The organism is Pseudomonas bubulae (genome assembly GCF_900618535.1).
GTDB classification, from domain to species: Bacteria; Pseudomonadota; Gammaproteobacteria; order Pseudomonadales; family Pseudomonadaceae; genus Aquipseudomonas; species Aquipseudomonas bubulae.
In genome coordinates, this window is the sequence record NZ_UYJA01000005.1 from 437,179 (window position 1) to 454,680 (window position 17,502).

Annotated in this window: 21 protein-coding genes, 1 tRNA gene and 1 pseudogene; 19 read left to right on the plus strand and 4 right to left on the minus strand. The window is 53.7% G+C overall.

From position 1 onward, the window contains the following. Positions 1-11: 11 nt before the first annotated feature. From PPTH39_RS19260 to PPTH39_RS19275, 4 genes are read left to right on the plus strand one after another with little or no spacing between them, the layout of a single operon-like run. Positions 12-767 carry an ABC transporter substrate-binding protein gene (locus PPTH39_RS19260; RefSeq protein WP_095000771.1) on the plus strand — a complete coding sequence of 252 codons (756 nt, stop codon included), beginning with the start codon at positions 12-14 and terminating at the stop codon, positions 765-767. 57 nt (positions 768-824) lie between these two features. Then, complete coding sequence (locus tag PPTH39_RS19265) at positions 825-1,517, plus strand: ABC transporter permease (protein ID WP_095000770.1); 693 nt, start codon at positions 825-827, stop codon at positions 1,515-1,517. Beyond that, positions 1,517-2,206 (plus strand): ABC transporter permease, encoded by a 690-nt coding sequence (locus tag PPTH39_RS19270; RefSeq protein WP_095000769.1) that lies wholly within the window; start codon positions 1,517-1,519, stop codon positions 2,204-2,206. The genes PPTH39_RS19265 and PPTH39_RS19270 overlap by 1 nt, the downstream gene beginning before the upstream one ends. Beyond that, positions 2,187-3,395 (plus strand): methyltransferase, encoded by a 1,209-nt coding sequence (locus PPTH39_RS19275; RefSeq protein WP_130872312.1) that lies wholly within the window; start codon positions 2,187-2,189, stop codon positions 3,393-3,395. The genes PPTH39_RS19270 and PPTH39_RS19275 overlap by 20 nt, the downstream gene beginning before the upstream one ends. Positions 3,396-3,500: 105 nt before the next feature. Here the strand turns inward: PPTH39_RS19275 and uraH are convergent, their stop codons facing one another. Together uraH and PPTH39_RS19285 are read right to left on the minus strand one after the other, a co-directional pair. Further along, the gene (gene uraH / locus PPTH39_RS19280) at positions 3,501-3,911 is read right to left on the minus strand and encodes a hydroxyisourate hydrolase (RefSeq protein WP_095017768.1); all 411 of its coding nucleotides are present in this window, start codon (positions 3,909-3,911) and stop codon (positions 3,501-3,503) included. Between the two features lie 27 nt (positions 3,912-3,938). After that, entirely contained in the window at positions 3,939-4,418 is a 480-nt protein-coding gene (locus tag PPTH39_RS19285) for a GlcG/HbpS family heme-binding protein (protein ID WP_130872313.1), read from the minus strand. A 135-nt stretch (positions 4,419-4,553) separates the two neighbouring features. Here PPTH39_RS19285 and PPTH39_RS19290 point away from each other — a divergent pair, with 135 nt between their 5' ends. From PPTH39_RS19290 to PPTH39_RS19350, 13 genes and pseudogenes are all read left to right on the plus strand, one after another. Further along, positions 4,554-5,228 (plus strand): heavy metal response regulator transcription factor, encoded by a 675-nt coding sequence (locus PPTH39_RS19290; RefSeq protein ID WP_095023757.1) that lies wholly within the window; start codon positions 4,554-4,556, stop codon positions 5,226-5,228. Continuing rightward, complete coding sequence (locus PPTH39_RS19295; protein WP_095031408.1) at positions 5,221-6,585, plus strand: heavy metal sensor histidine kinase; 1,365 nt, start codon at positions 5,221-5,223, stop codon at positions 6,583-6,585. The genes PPTH39_RS19290 and PPTH39_RS19295 overlap by 8 nt, the downstream gene beginning before the upstream one ends. A gap of 186 nt (positions 6,586-6,771) precedes the next feature. Beyond that, a tRNA-Thr gene (locus PPTH39_RS19300) sits at positions 6,772-6,847 on the plus strand. 172 nt (positions 6,848-7,019) lie between these two features. Then, positions 7,020-8,342 (plus strand): annotated as a pseudogene (locus tag PPTH39_RS19305) (tyrosine-type recombinase/integrase). Between the two features lie 424 nt (positions 8,343-8,766). Continuing rightward, on the plus strand, positions 8,767-8,964 hold the full coding sequence (locus PPTH39_RS19310) for a hypothetical protein (RefSeq protein ID WP_232527662.1): 198 nt from the start codon (positions 8,767-8,769) through the stop codon (positions 8,962-8,964). Between the two features lie 289 nt (positions 8,965-9,253). After that, positions 9,254-10,234: an integrase domain-containing protein gene (locus PPTH39_RS19315; RefSeq protein WP_130872314.1), complete on the plus strand. Its 981-nt coding sequence runs from the start codon at positions 9,254-9,256 to the stop codon at positions 10,232-10,234. After that, complete coding sequence (locus tag PPTH39_RS19320; RefSeq protein WP_130872315.1) at positions 10,231-10,509, plus strand: hypothetical protein; 279 nt, start codon at positions 10,231-10,233, stop codon at positions 10,507-10,509. Before PPTH39_RS19315 ends, PPTH39_RS19320 begins: the two co-directional genes overlap by 4 nt. A 213-nt stretch (positions 10,510-10,722) precedes the next feature. Next, positions 10,723-11,529, plus strand: a complete 807-nt coding sequence (locus tag PPTH39_RS19325; RefSeq protein WP_130872316.1) for a metallophosphoesterase family protein — start codon at positions 10,723-10,725, stop codon at positions 11,527-11,529. Further along, the gene (gene tmk, locus PPTH39_RS19330) at positions 11,526-12,173 is read left to right on the plus strand and encodes a dTMP kinase (RefSeq protein WP_130872317.1); all 648 of its coding nucleotides are present in this window, start codon (positions 11,526-11,528) and stop codon (positions 12,171-12,173) included. The genes PPTH39_RS19325 and tmk overlap by 4 nt, the downstream gene beginning before the upstream one ends. Next, the gene (locus tag PPTH39_RS19335) at positions 12,163-13,044 is read left to right on the plus strand and encodes a hypothetical protein (protein ID WP_130872318.1); all 882 of its coding nucleotides are present in this window, start codon (positions 12,163-12,165) and stop codon (positions 13,042-13,044) included. Before tmk ends, PPTH39_RS19335 begins: the two co-directional genes overlap by 11 nt. Further along, positions 13,041-13,385 (plus strand): MazG nucleotide pyrophosphohydrolase domain-containing protein, encoded by a 345-nt coding sequence (locus tag PPTH39_RS19340; RefSeq protein WP_130872319.1) that lies wholly within the window; start codon positions 13,041-13,043, stop codon positions 13,383-13,385. The genes PPTH39_RS19335 and PPTH39_RS19340 overlap by 4 nt, the downstream gene beginning before the upstream one ends. Then, a complete protein-coding gene (locus tag PPTH39_RS19345; RefSeq protein WP_130872320.1) occupies positions 13,385-14,317 on the plus strand; it encodes a thymidylate synthase in 933 nt (310 codons plus the stop codon). Before PPTH39_RS19340 ends, PPTH39_RS19345 begins: the two co-directional genes overlap by 1 nt. A 22-nt stretch (positions 14,318-14,339) precedes the next feature. Next, positions 14,340-14,684 (plus strand): hypothetical protein, encoded by a 345-nt coding sequence (locus PPTH39_RS19350; protein ID WP_130872321.1) that lies wholly within the window; start codon positions 14,340-14,342, stop codon positions 14,682-14,684. A gap of 460 nt (positions 14,685-15,144) precedes the next feature. Here the strand turns inward: PPTH39_RS19350 and PPTH39_RS19355 are convergent, their stop codons facing one another. Then, positions 15,145-15,555, minus strand: a complete 411-nt coding sequence (locus tag PPTH39_RS19355) for a type II toxin-antitoxin system HicB family antitoxin (protein ID WP_095025194.1) — start codon at positions 15,553-15,555, stop codon at positions 15,145-15,147. Further along, a complete protein-coding gene (locus PPTH39_RS19360; protein ID WP_095017820.1) occupies positions 15,552-15,749 on the minus strand; it encodes a type II toxin-antitoxin system HicA family toxin in 198 nt (65 codons plus the stop codon). The genes PPTH39_RS19355 and PPTH39_RS19360 overlap by 4 nt, the downstream gene beginning before the upstream one ends. 246 nt (positions 15,750-15,995) lie before the next feature. Between PPTH39_RS19360 and PPTH39_RS19365 the strand changes: the two genes are divergently transcribed. Beyond that, the gene (locus PPTH39_RS19365) at positions 15,996-16,496 is read left to right on the plus strand and encodes a sigma-70 family RNA polymerase sigma factor (RefSeq protein ID WP_095000762.1); all 501 of its coding nucleotides are present in this window, start codon (positions 15,996-15,998) and stop codon (positions 16,494-16,496) included. Then, entirely contained in the window at positions 16,496-17,443 is a 948-nt protein-coding gene (locus PPTH39_RS19370; RefSeq protein WP_095017771.1) for a FecR domain-containing protein, read from the plus strand. The genes PPTH39_RS19365 and PPTH39_RS19370 overlap by 1 nt, the downstream gene beginning before the upstream one ends. The last annotated feature ends 59 nt before the right edge of the window (positions 17,444-17,502 follow it).

The following is a 17,502-nucleotide window of genomic DNA, read 5'->3' on the forward strand; positions in this document are numbered from 1 at the left end:
GAGCAACACGAATGCAGAACTATAAAAAGCTTCTCATGGCCGCTGCCGCCACACTGGTTTTCAGCGCCAACGCCTTGGCTGCAGACAAGTACAAAGTCGGCATTGAGGGCGCTTACCCACCGTTCAACAACAAGAACGCCAGTGGTGAAGTCGTGGGCTTCGACCCGGATATCGCCATGGCCCTGTGCGCCAAGATGAAAGCCGAGTGTGAAATCGTCACCTCCGACTGGGACGGCATCATCCCGGCACTGAACGCCAAAAAGTACGATTTCATCGTGTCGTCGCTGTCGATCACTGACGAACGCAAGCAGGCGGTGGACTTCACCGACCCGTACTACTCCAACAAGCAGCAGTTCATCGCGCCGAAAAAAGTCGACTTCAAAACCGACCTCGCGTCCCTCAAGGGCAAGGCCCTGGGCACCCAGCGTTCAACCCAGGCTGCGACCTGGCTGGATGACAACCTGGGTACCGACGCCACCATCTCCCTGTACGACACTCAGGAAAACGCCTACCTCGACCTGACTTCGGGCCGTGTAGACGCGCTGCTGGCTGACAAGTACGCCAACTACGACTGGCTGAAAAGCCCGGCTGGCCAGGCATACGAGTTCAAGGGTGAACCGGTCAACGAAGACGACAAGGTCGGCATCGCCCTGCGCAAAGGCGACAACGAACTGCGTGCCAAGCTGAACCTGGCCCTCAAGCAAATCGTTGAAGACGGCACGTACAAGAAGATCAACGACAAGTACTTCCCGTTCAGCATCTACTGACCTGCCTGACCGGTGCGCCTGTAGGCGCGCCGGTCCCTAGCAAAGCCTGCCTACCCCATGACTATCGATTTATACGGATTCGGCCCGGCGCTTGCCGCTGGCGCGCTGATGACCGTCAAACTGGCACTTACCGCGCTGTGTCTGGGCCTGGTGCTCGGATTGCTCGGTGCCTTGGCCAAGACCTCCCCCTTCAAACCGCTTAGATGGTTGGGCGGCGCCTATTCGACCCTGGTTCGCGGCGTGCCCGAACTGCTCTGGGTGTTGCTGATCTACTTTGGCAGCGTGAACCTGGTGCGCACCATCGGCGAATACATCGGCATGCCCGATCTCACCCTCAGCGCCTTTGCGGCGGGTGTACTCGCGCTGGGCCTGTGCTTTGGTGCCTATGCCACCGAAGTGTTCCGCGGTGCCATCCTGGCCATTCCCAAGGGCCACCGCGAAGCGGGCATGGCACTGGGCCTGTCCAAACCGCGGATTTTCACCAAGCTGGTGCTGCCGCAAATGTGGCGTATTGCCCTGCCCGGCCTGGGTAACCTGTTCATGATCCTGATGAAGGACACCGCGCTGGTGTCGGTCATCGGCCTTGAAGAAATCATGCGTCAGGCGCAAAACGCCGTGACCTTCGCCAAACACCCGTTCACCTTCTACATGGTGGCAGCCGTGATGTACCTGGGCCTTACCGTACTGGCCATGGGCACTATGCACGTGCTTGAAAAACGCGCAGCGCGCGGCTTCGTGAGGAGGACGTAATGGAGTGGGAAGTAATCCTCAAGTGGCTGCCCAAGCTGATGCAGGGTGCGACCCTGACCCTGGAGCTGACCGCCATCTCGGTGATCGCCGGTCTGATCGTGGCCATCCCGTTGGGCATCGCCCGCTCATCCAAGCTCTGGTATGTGCGCTCACTGCCCTACGCCTACATCTTTTTCTTCCGTGGCACGCCGTTGCTGATCCAGCTGTTTCTGGTCTATTACGGCCTGGCGCAGTTCGATGTGGTGCGTGACAGCGCGTTGTGGCCGTACCTGCGCAGCCCGTTCTGGTGCGCGATCATCACCATGACCCTGCACACCGCTGCCTACATTGCCGAGATCCTGCGCGGCGCGATCCAGGCCATCCCGCCAGGTGAAATCGAGGCAGCACGGGCCCTGGGCATGTCGCGTTTCAAGACCCTGGTGCATATCGTCCTGCCACGCGCTGCACGCATCGGTCTGCCGGCCTACAGCAACGAAGTGATCCTGATGCTCAAAGCCAGCTCGTTGGCGAGTACCGTGACCCTGCTGGAACTGACCGGCATGACTCGCACCATCATTGCCCGCAACTACCAGACCGTGGACATGTTCCTGGCTGCCGGGGCAATTTACCTGGTCATGTCGTTTGTGCTGATCCAGGGCTTCAAACTGCTGGAGCGCTGGTTGCGCGTCGATGCCTGCCAAGGGCGCTGACCTGCTTGCCCGCTTCGAGGCGCTGGACGGGTTTCTGCAAAACCACCAGCACCTCTGGCGCCCACGGCCCTTCACTCAGTTGAACGTGCCGTGGGAAGCGCAACACCCGGAACTGGCGCAGTGGTTGCGCCAGCGTTCGCTGCAAGAAGCCGAAGCCAGCCACAACCACCCCCAACACCTGCCCGCCCCTGCGCCGTTCCCTGAACTGGCGGCGACTTCCCTTGCCCTGAGCGCAGTGCCACGACTAGCGGCCCAAGCCCTTGCGCCCGCAAACCCGCGCTTACAAGTGGATGTACCCGGGCGCAAATGGCAACAGATCGAGGCCTTCGCCCAGAGCCTGACCTTTGCACAAGCGCCAACCCACTGGCTGGACTGGTGTGCGGGCAAGGGGCATTTGGGGCGCCGGCTGTTAAGTGCCGGGCAACAACTGACGTGCCTGGAATATGATCCGGCATTGATCGAATCCGGCCAACACCTGAGCCAGCGTCATCAACTGGCGGCCCGTCATGTTCAGCAAGATGTGCTCGCTGAAGCAGCAGCCCGGCAGCTCACACCCCAAATGACACCCGTGGCGCTGCACGCCTGCGGCGATTTGCATGTGCGCCTGCTGCAACTGGCCAGCGCGGCGGGTTGTGCACAACTTGCCGTGTCCCCCTGCTGCTACAACCGCATCGGCGGGTCGCACTATCAAGCGTTATCCACAGCCGCCAAGGCATCTTCCCTGCAACTGTCGCTGGAAGACCTGAGCCTGCCCATGAGCGAAACCGTGACCGCCGGCACCCGCGTGCGCCTTCAGCGTGACCAGTCGATGGCACGGCGCTTGGGTTTTGATCTGTGGCAGCGCCAGCGCCGTCAGTGTGATGAGTACTTATCCACACCCTCGCTGCCCAGCAGTTGGCTGAACAAGCCGTTTGCCGAGTACTGCTCGGACTTGGCGGCGCTGAAGAACTTATCCACAAGTGGCGAAGAAGACTGGCCGGCGCTGGAAGCCGCAGGCTGGGAGAGGTTGGCGCAGGTGCGCAACCTGGAATTGGTGCGCGGGCTGTTTCGCCGCCCGCTGGAGCTGTGGCTGGTGCTGGATCGCGCCTTGTACCTGGAGGAGAACGGCTATGCAGTGCAGGTTGGCGAGTTCTGCGACAGCCAGCTGACGCCGCGCAATTTGATGGTGCTTGCGCAGCGCTGTGGATAACCCTGTGGGAGCGGGCTTGCTCGCGATTCAGGCGCTGCGGTCTGACAGTTAAACCACAGCGATCTCATCGCGAGCAAGCCCGCTCCCACAAAGGGTTTCGCAGGACTACGACCCGCGATATGTCGAAAAACCATAAGGGCTGAGCAACAACGGAATGTGGTAATGCTGATCCACATTCTTCACTTCAAAAATCACCGGGATTTCCGGGAAGAACGTGTCACGCCCTGCCTTCTTGAAATAATCGCCGGTCTTGAATACCACCCGGTACTCCCCCGCCTCGAACGCCTGCTTGCCCGGGAACAACTCGCCAATACGTCCCTGCTCATTGGTCACGCCTTGCGCCAGTGGCTGCCAATCCTTGCCCACATGCTTTTCCAGGGTCACATTGACCCCCGGGGACGGCAGACCGTTTTCAAGATTCAGCACATGCACACTCAACGGATTGCCGGCAGCCAGCGCCAGGCTCGACACAGCGCTCAGGCTTAAAGCCGCCAGGGTGATTCGCAACGATTTCATGGTAAGTCCTCAGTGGTTAAAATCTGATCAACGTTGAATGGTCAGGCCAACTTGCCCGGCAGCCTTGATCGCGCAGGCTTCGTCCTGCTCAGCACCGCCCGCCCCGGCCACGCCCAGCGCGCCCACCAGTTCACCTTCGGCGAACAACGGCACACCGCCGCCCAGCAGCAACAGCTCGGAAATGGAGTTGAGATTGGCGGCCTCGGGGTTGTTACGCGCACGCTCGGCAAACAGGCGGGTCGGGGTTTTGGTCGACAGCGCGGTATACGCTTTGCGCTGGCTCGCCAGCAGGTTGTGCGGGCCAACGCCTTCCGGACGCTGCGCCATCAGCACGTTGCCACCCCGGTCGAGCACGCTCAGCGCCCCGGTGCAGTGCTTGAGGGTCGCGTCGGCCAACTGGCGGGCGGTGGCCAGGTCCAGATCGGCATGGCGCGCCAGATTCGGCGCCGCCTGGGCCGCGCCGGCAACGCCAACGGCAGTCCACAACAACAAGGTTTTCAACATCATGGGCAAGCTCCTGTGCGAATGGGCCCACCTTAACCAGCGCTCCGCGTCAGAACCCCGTCAGTTGCATTACAAGTTTGTAATAGGCAACACCGACGAAGGCGCCTAGCCTGTGCAGACGATTGATCGAGGTGTGCGATGCGTTTGCTAGTGGTTGAAGATGAAGCCAAGACCGCCGACTTCCTGGCCAAGGGCCTCAAGGAGTCCGGCTTTGCCGTGGATGTGGCACTCAACGGCCTGGACGGGCGTTACTTTATCGAGCAGCAGGAATACGACCTGATCATCCTTGATGTGATGCTGCCGGGGCTCAATGGCTGGCAACTGCTGCAACTGATTCGCCAGCGCGGCGCCACTCCGGTGCTGTTCTTGACCGCCAGGGATGCTATCGAAGACCGCGTGCGCGGTCTGGAGCTAGGCGCCGACGATTACCTGCTCAAGCCTTTCGCCTTTGCCGAGTTGCTCGCCCGGGTGCGCACGCTGCTGCGTCGCGGCCCGCTACGCGAGGCCGAGTCGTATGCCATCGCCGATCTTGAAATCGACGTGCTGCGCCGTCGCGTCAGCCGGGGTGGCCAGCGCATCAGCCTGACCAACAAGGAATTCGCCCTGCTGCAACTGCTGGCCAGCCGCCAGGGCGAGGTGCTGTCCCGCACCCTGATCGCCTCCCAAGTGTGGAACCTCAATTTCGACAGCGACACCAATATGGTCGAAGTCGCCGTGCGTCGCCTGCGGGCCAAGGTCGACGATCCCTACATGCCCAAGTTGATCCACACCGTGCGCGGCGTTGGTTATCAACTGGAAGCACCCGATGAGTAAATCCATCGCCTGGCGTCTGGCGCTGGCGATCGCCATGACCTGCGCGTTGGTACTGAGTGTGATCGGGGTGTTTCTGTATCGATCGCTGGCCTCGGAACTGGCGTTTCGTGATGACCAGGCGCTGCTCGGGCGCCTTGAACAAGTGCGCGCCCTGCTGCATGACAGCGATAGCCTCGAAGCCCTGCAGGAGCGCCCGCGCCTGTACCAGAACATGCTGGGCAACCTGGACAGTGTGCTACTGGTCAAGCGCGCCGATGGCAGCCCTCTGATCGCCATCAACCCTCATCAGCAAACCTTGCCGGATATGCAGCCCATTGCCCAGGGACGCGCACCGCAGCGTGCAGATATCAGAACGCTGGACCAGACAGTATTGCTGGTCGGGATGGCCCAGGGGCCCGCCGGTGAAACTCTGAGCGTGACCGTAGGCAAGCGTCTTGACGAGCGTGAGCAAATGCTCGCCAGTTATCGCCTGCGCTTGTATGGCGCTGTGGGTCTGGGCGCGCTGCTGGCTTTCGGCCTTGGCCTGTTGCTGTTGCGTCGCGGCCTTGAGCCTTTGCGTGAGCTGGCCCACGCCATGGCTGGCATCGATCCGCGCAGCCTTGACCAGCGCATGGCCACACATGACGTGCCTGCCGAACTCAAGGAGCCGGTACAGGCTCTCAACGCCATGCTGACACGCCTGGAAGACAGCTTTGCGCGGCTGTCACAGTTCTCCGCCGACCTGGCCCATGAAATCCGCACGCCGTTGCACAACCTGCTGGGCAGCAACAGCCTGGCACTGAACCAGTCACGCAGCCCGACTGAGTACCAGGAAGTACTTGCGTCGAATATCGAAGAGTACGAGCGGCTCAACCGTATGGCCGAAAACCTGATGTTTCTCGCCCGCGCCGAACACGGCCAGCGCCCGTTGCAGTTGCAAGTGCTGGACCTTGGTGAGGTGGGCGACGAGCTGTGCGATTACTTCGAAGCACTCGCTGAGGACCGGCAGCTGCAGTTGGACAATCAGCTCAGCGGCTCGCTGATGGCCGATCAACAGCTGCTGCAGCGGGCACTGGGCAATTTACTGGCCAATGCCGTGCGCCATGCTCAACCGGGCTCTACCGTACGCTTGCAGCGCCATGACGATGCCGGGTTTTGCTGGATCGGTGTGCACAACCCTGGCCCGCCGATTGAGGCGCAGCATCTGGGCAAGTTGTTTGACCGTTTTTACCGGGTCGATCCTTCACGGGCCCAACCGGGGGACTCGGGCGGGCTCGGGTTGGCGATTGTGCATTCGATCATGCAATTGCATGGCGGCCAGGTGCGGGTGGTCAGTGATACCAGCGGCACGCTGTTTGAACTGGGGTTTGCTCAATAACCTTTTTAGTTTTCCTGTGGGCGCGGCGGTGCGACGAAGTGTCGGCGCTGACCAATTCGGCGAAAAATCGGGTCACGACGGAGCGCTTGCCCCCCTCCTTCACCGAGCGCCGGTCAGAAACGTGAAAATAGTCTGTTATCAGGGGTTTACAAGCCCAAACATCCGGGTATACTCATCGCCCATAACGCCGGTATAGCTCAGTTGGTAGAGCAACTGACTTGTAATCAGTAGGTCCCGAGTTCGACTCTTGGTGCCGGCACCATACAAAGCTTCAGAGACAGCTTATACAGTCTTTGAAGCACCCGAAAAACCCGCCTTAAGGCGGGTTTTTTCGTTTTGGCGTTCCATCGGTTTCCGTCAGAAACTGGTGGATTCCAACCGTTTTAAGGGTAGAGTTTGGGATACAGGTCACTTCGATAAAAGGGAGTACCCTTATGTCGCGCACCACAGCTCCGCTCTCCGACGCAGCTTGCCGCTTGGCAAAACCTACAGACCGCGCCTACAAGCTTTTCGACGGCGATGGCCTCTATCTCCTAGTCCAACCCAATGGCCGCAAAGGCTGGCGGCTCCGTTACGTCAAACCTGACGGACGGGAAGGACTGACCTCGTTCGGCAACTACCCCGTCATTGGCCTCGCCGATGCGCGCCGCAAGCGCTTGGAAGTCAAGCGAATGCTGGCGGATGGCGTTGATCCTATAGAGACCAAGCACCAAGCCAAGGCGGAAGCCGTAATCAAAGGCAGAACCTTTGAAAGCGTTGCGCTCGACTGGCATACGGAAATGTCGGCCAAGTGGGCACCAGGCCATTCCAAGACAGTGATGAGCCGCCTCGAAACTCACGTGTTCCCGCTGATCGGCGCGCGCGCCATTGTCGACCTCGACACCCATGACCTCATGCAGCCCTTGGAAGCGATCAAGAAGCGCGGAACGATAGACGTAGCTTTAAGGGTACAAAACTACCTGTAGAGCATCATGCGCGAGGCAAAACGCCTCCGGCTTATCACCGCCAACCCTGCTTACGACCTCGAAGGCTTGATCAAAGCCCCGCGGGTGGTACATCGCCCCGCTCTACCCTTATCGCGACTGCCTGAACTACAGGAACGGATCGACACTTACAAAGGCCGGACACTTACACAGCTGACGGTCATGCTGTCGCTGCATGTGTTTGTACGATCCAGCGAGCTGCGTTTCGCCCGCTGGAGCGAGTTCGACCTCAAGCGCGGTACCTGGGAAATCCCAGACACTCGGCCAGCGCTGGAGGGCGTACCCTTTTCCACAAGGGGTACGAAGATGGCCGGGGACATCCACCTTGTACCCTTATCGCCGCAAGCTGTAGCCTTGCTTGAACAGATCCACGCACTCACCGGTAAATTCGACCTGGTGTTTGCAGGCGATGCCAAGCCCTGGAAACCCATGTCCGAAAATACGGTGAACAACGCGCTTCGGACGATGGGATACGACACCAAAACCGATATCTGCGGACATGGGTTTCGTTCGATGGCCTGCAGCGCACTGATCGAGTCAGGATTGTGGTCCGAGACCGCCATTGAAAGGCAGATGAGCCACAAGGAACGCAACAACGTCCGCGCCGCCTACATTCACAAGGCTGAGTTCATCGAGGAGCGCAGGCTGATCATGAACTGGTGGAGCCGGTACCTAGAGGCCAACCGGCAGGAACATGTCACTCCACACGAGTTCGCGAACCAGACCGGAGCGAACGTCACTCGCCTAAAAGCAAAACGTGGCGCAACCGAGTAAGCGCTCGGTCTTCATATCTCAGTGATCCGCTTGTCCACGCGGGTCCATCCAAACAGGGCTGCAAAGCCGCCCTGCTTGGATGGACCTCACTTAAAAAAAACTAAAGCCCACGCAACTGTCTGTGGAAAACCACAGATTTCCACCGGTGGATAATTTCATCCACAGCCGCAGAACTCCCGAAAATTGGAGTCTTGACCCGAATTATCCACAGGCGTAGAAAAGATCGGGCAAAGCGCTGTCGCCGACAGCAACCCAGGTAGCCAGAACCTTTGAGGCTACGCCACACTGTGGTGGTTCACCCCCCAAGTGCGATTAGCGTCCGGCGGCTCGCACAGTCACAGCGATGTGATGGATGCCTACTTCTCAGCTTTGCCTACTGCGGTAAAACCCACCCTACCCGGCTGCCCTGCAGCAACCTATCCGCTTGGCCATTCCACTGCGCCAACCTGCGTCCGTCTCTTACTTCCCGGAAGAGACGGACGCGCCTACCGCTGCTGCAGCCCAACTCGTACAAGGCTTTGCGGCATTCCCCCACGTGACAATCGGCGTGACAAACACCGAAGTCACCAGCAACAGCGATGCAGATGATGGTGCCGCAGCCCAGGGAATGGACTGCACCTGACTGACAGTCAGGCACGCCCCGGCCATCGCCTCACTGCCTTCACCCGACTCAGGATCTCGCGGCACCGGACTCGTCATCCAGCGCAGCCTCCACCCGCCCACTTCTTCGGAAGTGTTCAGGAGGCCAGATCATGAGATGCCCAAGCTCCCGGTCGTAAAGAGCCGACAGTCCCGCGTTAGTGGACAACTCTCACAGGTCGCAGGGGCCTTGATCCCTGATAACACTCAACATCCATGGCGGGATGAAGTGGGGGAAATTTCAAGGGTTTGGCTTCGAGAGGAGTTTGATCATGGCATTGGTCGGTAGACGGGATGGCCGCAATTTTGGATGGGGTCGGCAATTGAGTTATGCCGGGCCACAAGCATTGCGCGATCTGTTTGGCGGCGGACATTACGGCACGGTCAAAGCGCACAGTGATCGGTGGCAAGCATTCGTGCGCTGGTGTCGGTCGGAGGATGGCCCGGGATTTAATGACGCGCGACAAATTGATCGGCAGACCTTGCTGGACTACGCCGGACATCTGCGTCAGCACGTTGAACAAGGCTCTATAGGCATCGCCACCGCGCAAAACCGGTTGTCCAGCGTCAACCGAACCATGGCGGCGCTTCGCGGTGATCAGTATGTGAAAGTGCCGAGTCCGAGCAAGGCGTTGGGAATGCGGCGCACCAGTGTTCGTCGCTCGGTGCCGCAAGGCCAAGACCGCGAACAGGTGAATCGGATCGTCGACATGCTCTGCGAACACCAAATGCCGCACGCCGCGGCCATCGCGCAGCTAGCGCGAGCCACCGGCATGCGCTTGCGCGAGACCATTTTAGCCGACCTACCGCGCTTGCAACGTGAGGCCGAAAAACTCGGCAAGATCAACATCCAGGAGGGCACCAAAGGTGGACGATCCGGTGCGTCGGCCCCTCGCTGGATTACCGTGGACAATCACATCCGCGAAGCATTGGAGTTCGCCCTTCAAGTCTCACCTGACGGTAGCCGCAACCTGCTTGCACCAGATGAACGCTACCTCGATTTCCAACGGAGAATCGTTCGTCCGGCACGGGACATCCTCCATACGCACAACCTCAAAGGCTTTCACGAGTTGCGAGCGGCCTATGCGTGCGAACGCTATGAGCTAATCACCCACCATCCCGCGCCCATCAACGGTGGCCGCTGCTACCAGCTTGACCGACACCTCGATCAGCAGGCGCGAGCACAAATCAGCTATGAGCTGGGGCACGGTCGTATCGACGTAGTATCGGCTTACATTGGTGGTCGAACATGAGCAAACCATTCGACATGGAGCTTTTCTTAAAAGGCGTTTTAACAGGCGGGCATGTCACACAGCAACGTCATATACGCCAAGCTAAAACCATTCAGGCTGCGATCTATGATCACTGGCACCTAAATAATCCATGGAGTTGGCAACAGAAACATCTAACGTGGATTCTCAACCACCACTTAAATCAAAAGATTCAATCAACACGCTATTATTATCTTCTGACTGCCAGACTAATCACACTTCGCCTAGGAAAACCTTGGCAGATAAATATGAAATAAATAAAAACCCAAAATTGGAGTATTATGTAATGGCATAGTCATGAGCACTTACACATTCAAAACATTTAATACTGCGCCAATCAATTAAAATTACACAGTGGGCTTGGCGAGGGAGCTTTGGTATGATACGCCATGAAAGCTTACGAAATTAAATGCGGCGTATAATCACCCAAAATATTTAACTTCAACAATCACTAATTAGAACCCAGAAAAATGCCTACCAATTTAATTCATATTTCCGACACCCATTTTGGTGATCCCTCCCCAACCTTTAACAGGCAAGCAATTAAAAAAGCATTAATCAAGCAGATCAATGGTATAGAAGGCGATAAAATACTTATCATTAGCGGGGATATTACGTTCAAGGCCTGCCAGCAGGGTTACAGAGATGCGGAGGTTTTTTTTAGCGAACTAATAGAATCCTGTGGAATTGCTAGAGCCAATGTCATTGCCTGCCCAGGGAATCACGACATAGTTCGAGAAGGAGAACCATTTAAAGAATTTGACCGTTTTATTTATACGTTAAGAAGGGATAGTGTAATATCCTTCACCAACAACAACTCAATATTGCTTAACATTCAACAGCTATGTTTCTTGCTAGTTAACTCTGCATCACATCTCGACCACACCTACGGACAGATTCCAGATGCAACATTTACCATGCTAGATAATGAAAAAGCCAATTTGCAGCAATGGAAACGTAGAATTGCTGTTACGCACCACCATTTGATTGGGCAAGAAATCAACGACACTTCAACCACTCGTAACGCCTATTCATTCCTTTATCATCTTGACCAATCAGGCTTCGATTATGTCCTACACGGGCATCAGCACTCAAAATTAGACTTGGTATGTGGAAATAATAAAATTCGCATTTTATCTGCTAGATCTATGAGCTATCATGGGAGAGGGTACAGCAACGGATTCAGTCTACTTGATCCCGAATCAGGTACCGTGACGCCGTTCATCTTGACCCCTGACGAAGTTCCTGGATTATTGACAATAGGTGTAATTAAGTGAAAGGTAAATTTATTGTATTTGAAGGCATTGACGGCTCGGGAACTTCAACCCAATCAGAACTGCTATACAAATATTTATCCAAAAAAGGTAAAAAATCCCACTTAACCTGTGAGCCGTCAAACGGACCAATTGGAGACTTGATAAGACAAATTTTTAAAGGTCGCGTAAACATGCCTAAGGGCCAAAATCCCATAATATCAACTGCCGATTTATTTGATGAGCAAATGGCCTACCTGTTTGCCGCAGATCGCCACGACCACCTTTTTAACACTATTGACGGGGTTTATAGTCTTATCAATAAAGGATATACCGTAATTTCTACAAGATACTTTTTCTCGTCATACGCCTACCACTGCACAAATGAAAGCGACATACAGTTTGTAAAAACTTTGAATGAAAGGTTCCCCAACCCAGATCTTGTAGTTTATTTAGATAATCCAGCCTCGGTATCGGTATCCAGAATAGATGAGCGGGTTTTTAAAGACGAGTACGAAAACAGTAAAAAACTTGTCAAAGCCAAAGACAACTACGACTTGTTCTTTAAAACGTACAATGGCAACTTGCTTATTTTGAATGCCACCGACAAAGTCGAAGAAATTCATAACAAGATTGTAGAGCGCGTGGAGCAAAGAATTGAAAATTGAAGTAGTACCAATATCCTCGCTTGAAGAGATAGCTGGCAATGCGGAGCAGGAAGTAAGCGATAATTTTTCTCTGAATTATATTGCGTCGCACCTTATCAGTGTAGTTGATCTAAAGCAAAAACCTCTTGCTGATGTTACTGAGGAGGCGAGCCGCTGGGCAGCTCTTGAAAAACCTGAAGAACTGCAGATTAATCATGGGGAGCACATCAAAGATGGTCTTGAACACATCATCTCTGAACTCCAATACAAAAAGACCAGTAACAGGGCGTTGTTTTCGCTTATTGCACAAGCGGACATTTCAGGTACCGGCGACAAGCCTATACCTTCCTTTATGCTAATGCAGTGCAACATCCACGAGGATGTACTTTACTGCACATCTTACTTCAGGGCATTAGAGGTATCTAAATTCTTAAGAATAAACCTGGAAGAGCTCCGACTTAAGATCTGTGAAATTCACAAATCAATACCAGAATTCAATAAAGTTAACATTACAATCTTTGCATTTAGAGCATATAAAAACCGGAGCATTAATACACTTACAGTTCCAGAAATAGATAGAATCAATCCAATTGATCTTTATACCACTTTACTCGACAACCCGAAAAAAGTAGCCGCGATGCTCAGAGAAAAAAGCCTACCGTCAACAGTTATAAAGACTGACTCGATAAAAAACTTGGTTTTTTCTGTCGAGAAAGATACTTTTAAATGCTTCAATAAAAGATTAATTACTCTTAACGCCAGTGGAGCAATCAGCGCAGCTGAGGCACTATTAGAATTAAGACAGCGGTCCTCTCATCATCCTGAAATTGAGAATTTGAACCAGGAATTTCAGAATAAAATCGTTGCTATCGCAGAGGAGTTAGAAAAATGAGCAAATCACTTGCGGAGCTAAAAGAAATTCAAAAGCAATTTGACCTAGGACACACAGGGGAAAAGCAGCCATTTTACATTGAAATCACTGAAAATAACGTCCCAGATCTTGAGCACTTGGCCGTTTGCCTAGCGGGAGAGGTTGGCGAATTCTGCAACGTGTTGAAGAAAGTGACTCGTGGTGACTTTACTTGGGATCAGGCCAAAGCAGAGTTGAGTGAAGAGCTCGCAGACATTTTTATTTATCTAACCAAAATATCCAATCAAGCAGACATAGATATTGAACAAGCAGTACTTAACAAGATCGAGCACAACAAACTTCGTTTCAAGAGGACTCTTTGATGCATATATTTTCTGGCGAGAACATAAATAGCGTCTATCTTTCCGCACTCATAACCATTCGTTCAGAAAGCCACCTAACAACCGACTCTCGGGTTGGTAAAGTATTTGACCTCGGACCCGCATACTTTGAGTTCAAAAATGCTCATGATCAATTTCTAACTTTAAGAAACAGGAACTACAACCCATACTTTGCCATTATAGAAGCCGCATGGATACTCAGCGGTGAAAACACCCTTGAAGGGTTAAATAAAATAATTCAGGGTTACGACAAATACTCTGACGATGGCCACTCACTTAACGGAGCATATGGTTACAGAATAAAAAAATATTTTGAAAAGGATCAAATAGAGTCTGTCATTAGGCTTCTGTCTAGCGAACCCAATTCAAGACGGGCCGTAATTACACTATACAGCACTGATGACCTCGACAATAATTCATCACGCGACATCCCATGCAACGTTTCAATCTGCATAAAAATTAGAAACAAATGCCTTGATCTAACAGTGCTAAATAGATCCAACGATATATTCTTAGGGATCCCGTACAACGTTTTTGTCTTTAACATACTCCAACGACACATTGCTAAGAGACTCAACGTATCTATAGGCATTCAACGACATTTCACGGACTCACTACATCTATATGAGAGCGATTTCGATCGTACAGATGAAATAATACAAACCAACTCGCAAGAAGAAATAGAATCATGGCAAAGAGCACCTTCAGCCATTTATATCTCCGAATGCATAATCGATGAATTTGAAAAAATATCAAATTCAGATATCAGCAGTATAATATCGCAAAAAACCAGAGACATTTTACACAACTACTGGATTCTTAAAAATGGCGGCGCCAAACTTGATTTTATAGAAAAATTACCTTATGATAATTTCGGCATCAGCAGTAAGCTTTGGGCTGAGTCAAAAAAGTAAATACCCAATAGGATACGACGTTATGTTTCCAAATATTTTGAACGATGAGCCGAGCGTAGCCGCCAATTCCATAAAGCTCATCGCCATGAACAACATTGATAAAGAAAACGAGCTAAAGGCAATCATCTTTAACTCCAAGCACATTGATAAATATCCATTTTCTACACTTAGCGGTATAGATTTTTTGTGCTACGTTGTTACATGTCTGGCCTGGACAAAAGTCGATACTGAACTTGTGAATATCCCACAATTCAGAAGCCGTTTGAGCAACAATATAAAATCAATACTGAAAGATCTTTCACTGGAAAGCCAACCTATCATACCGTTATCTTCGCTAGAAGAAGATCTTTGCTCAATTATCAAATAAAACCTTGCAATGCATTTCCATATTTAGCGCTGAACCCACGACATATCTTGCTGCGAAAAGTATCACTTTTTATTACATACTCTTCAGAAATTACCAATTATGTCTTTAGCATCAGCGACATTTTTATTTTCAAAGCCGTCGCTTTTAAACAATTTCAACAAAATATAGCCGCACCGGCGACCTCCGGCGAAGGCTACTAGCCGCATAGGTTTCGAAAAAATTAGCCTTCAGGGACTTCATACTCACCCCAGATCAAACGTGTGGGTAAAGGGTAGTTTTTGAGATAGATTTTTTTTGCGCCATATAAAAAGCTACAGTAAACAAGACAATACATAATTATTCGACTCCTGGTGCCGCACCATACGCAATACCAGAAGAGGCTCACCGAAAGGTGGGCCTTTTTTGTTTTCAGGGTTTGGAGAAGACTCAAGAGCACCACATGGTGATGGTCTTGAGCCGATTAAAAATTCTGAACGCTCAGCTCGCGCAATGCAGCTGTTGCTAGAAACCCCGAACGGGATGCATAGCGGTGGTCCCTGCTCACTCGTTCATCAATGCGCTGCAACAGGTTTTCTGGCAAAGAAGCGTTGAACCGAACCGACTTGCCAAGGTAAGGCGTCAAATCGAAGTCAACGATTGCCCATATTCCACCGACAAAATCCGGGTTCTCCAGGTGGGCATCCACGTCCTTGCCCTGCGGCAGCTCGCCGCCGTCCGCAACAATGCCTTCCAGATGCAAAGCCAATGCTTCCTGCACGTTATCCAGCGCTTGCGAAAAAGTGCTCCCGGCAGAAAAACAGCCTGGCACATCAGGCACCGTTACGCTGAATTCGGAATCTGCGTCTTTATGTATGACCACTGGAAATTTCATGACCGTAACTCTCCCTTGAGACCTGCGGATTTGAGAATGTTGTGCAGCGTCCCTATGGCAATTTCTGACTTGGGATGTGGAACCGTTACCCGACCCGCTTTGGCTGGATGCTTGAACTGATGGTGACTTCCCTTGATTGCGATCTCAAACCATCCATCTGCCACCAATAATTCAATAAGCTCACGACTTCGCACTTGATCACCACGCATTGTGTGTACGCTACACACCATTGAAAAATGGTGCAATCGGAAAATACACACACTACACACCAAAAAACGCGATCGGCTTAGAGTTGTGTTACACCCTGTGCACCCGAACGACTCTATCTCCAGCAGTATTATCGCTGTCCGCCCCCCCCTCCAATGAACCTCCCCCTTGCATAAATACTGTCCCATCACAATAATGCGATCGATTACCAATTACATTTTGGTTGCATCATTATGTCGGCGCTCGACCCTTCAGCTCTTCATCGGTTGTACAGCGATCACAACAGTTGGCTAAAGGGCTGGTTGCGCGTGCGCCTGGGCAATACGGCGGATGCCTGCGACCTGGCCCAGGACACGTTCCTGCGGGTCATGACTGCACGCCATGACACACCCATTCGGGAGCCCCGTGGTTATCTGAGCGCCATTGCCCGCTCGCTGTTGATCGACAAAGTGCGCCGCCGCACCATCGAGCAAGCCTATCTGCAGGCGCTGGCACTCAAGCCCGAGCCTGTGGATATTTCGCCAGAAATACGCCTGTCGATTATCGAAACGCTGATTTCGATCGACAGCCTGCTCGATGAGCTGGGCCCCAGAACGCGGGAAATTTTCCTCGCCGTGCAGCTCGAAGGCTTGAGTTATGTTGCCGTCGCCGAGCGTTTCGAGGTGTCGGTTACCACGGTGAAAAATCATTTGATTCGCGCCATGACCCGCTGCCTGTTGCTGGTCGACAATTGATGTCCCCTGCCCCGGATCTCAAGGCGCTGGAGGCTGCTGCCACCTGGTATGTACAACTTAATGACGGCACCACCGACGAGGCTCGCACCCGGGACTGGCAGGCCTGGTTGAGAGCCTGCCCACAACATGAAGCGGCCTGGGCACGGCTTGAGAGGTTCCAGCGCCAATGGGCATTGATGCCCCAGGAGGCCGCTCTCTCCAGCCTCGACGCCGCGAAAACCCAACGCCGTGATGTGCTGAAAATCCTTGGCATGCTGCTGGCCGTTGGCAGCGGTACCTGGCTGGCGGCCGAGCAGGTGCCCTATCGCTCGATGCTTGCGGGGCAGCGTACCGGCGTCGGTGAGCGGCGTTCGCTGCGCCTTGAGGATGGCTCACAACTGGAGCTCAACGCCAACACGGCGCTGGATATCCACTTCGACGCCAAACAGCGTGTGATTCGTCTGCACCAGGGTGAAATCTTGATTCAGACCGCCAAGGATCCTGAGCAGCGTCCTTTTATCGTGCAGACCGAGGACGGCAGCGTGCGCGCCCTTGGCACCCGTTTCAGCGTGCGCCAATTGCCCGAGCACACGCGAGTCGGGGTGCTGCAATCCGCCGTGGAAATTCGCCCGCTTGAGCTGATCCATCAGCCCCTGCGTCTGGAGACCGGACAACAAGTCACTTTCGATAGCAATGCAATCGGCAGGGTTCAGCCTTTGCCTGCGGCCTCAACCGCCTGGGTACAGGGCATGTTGAGCGTGGACGACTGGCGCCTGGGCGATTTTATCGAGGAGTTGGGCCGTTACCGTCCGGGCGTGCTGCGTTGTGCAACAGCCGTTCAGAACTTACGCATCTCGGGGGCCTTTCGTATCGATGACACCGATACGGTGCTGGAGAATCTGGGTAAAACCCTGCCAGTCAACGTTCGCTTCTTCACCCGCTACTGGGCCAGCATCGAACCGGCATAAGCTCAGGTGCAAATGGTTTGAACTTTAACCTTGCTGATTTAGATTCTCATCCGTCAATG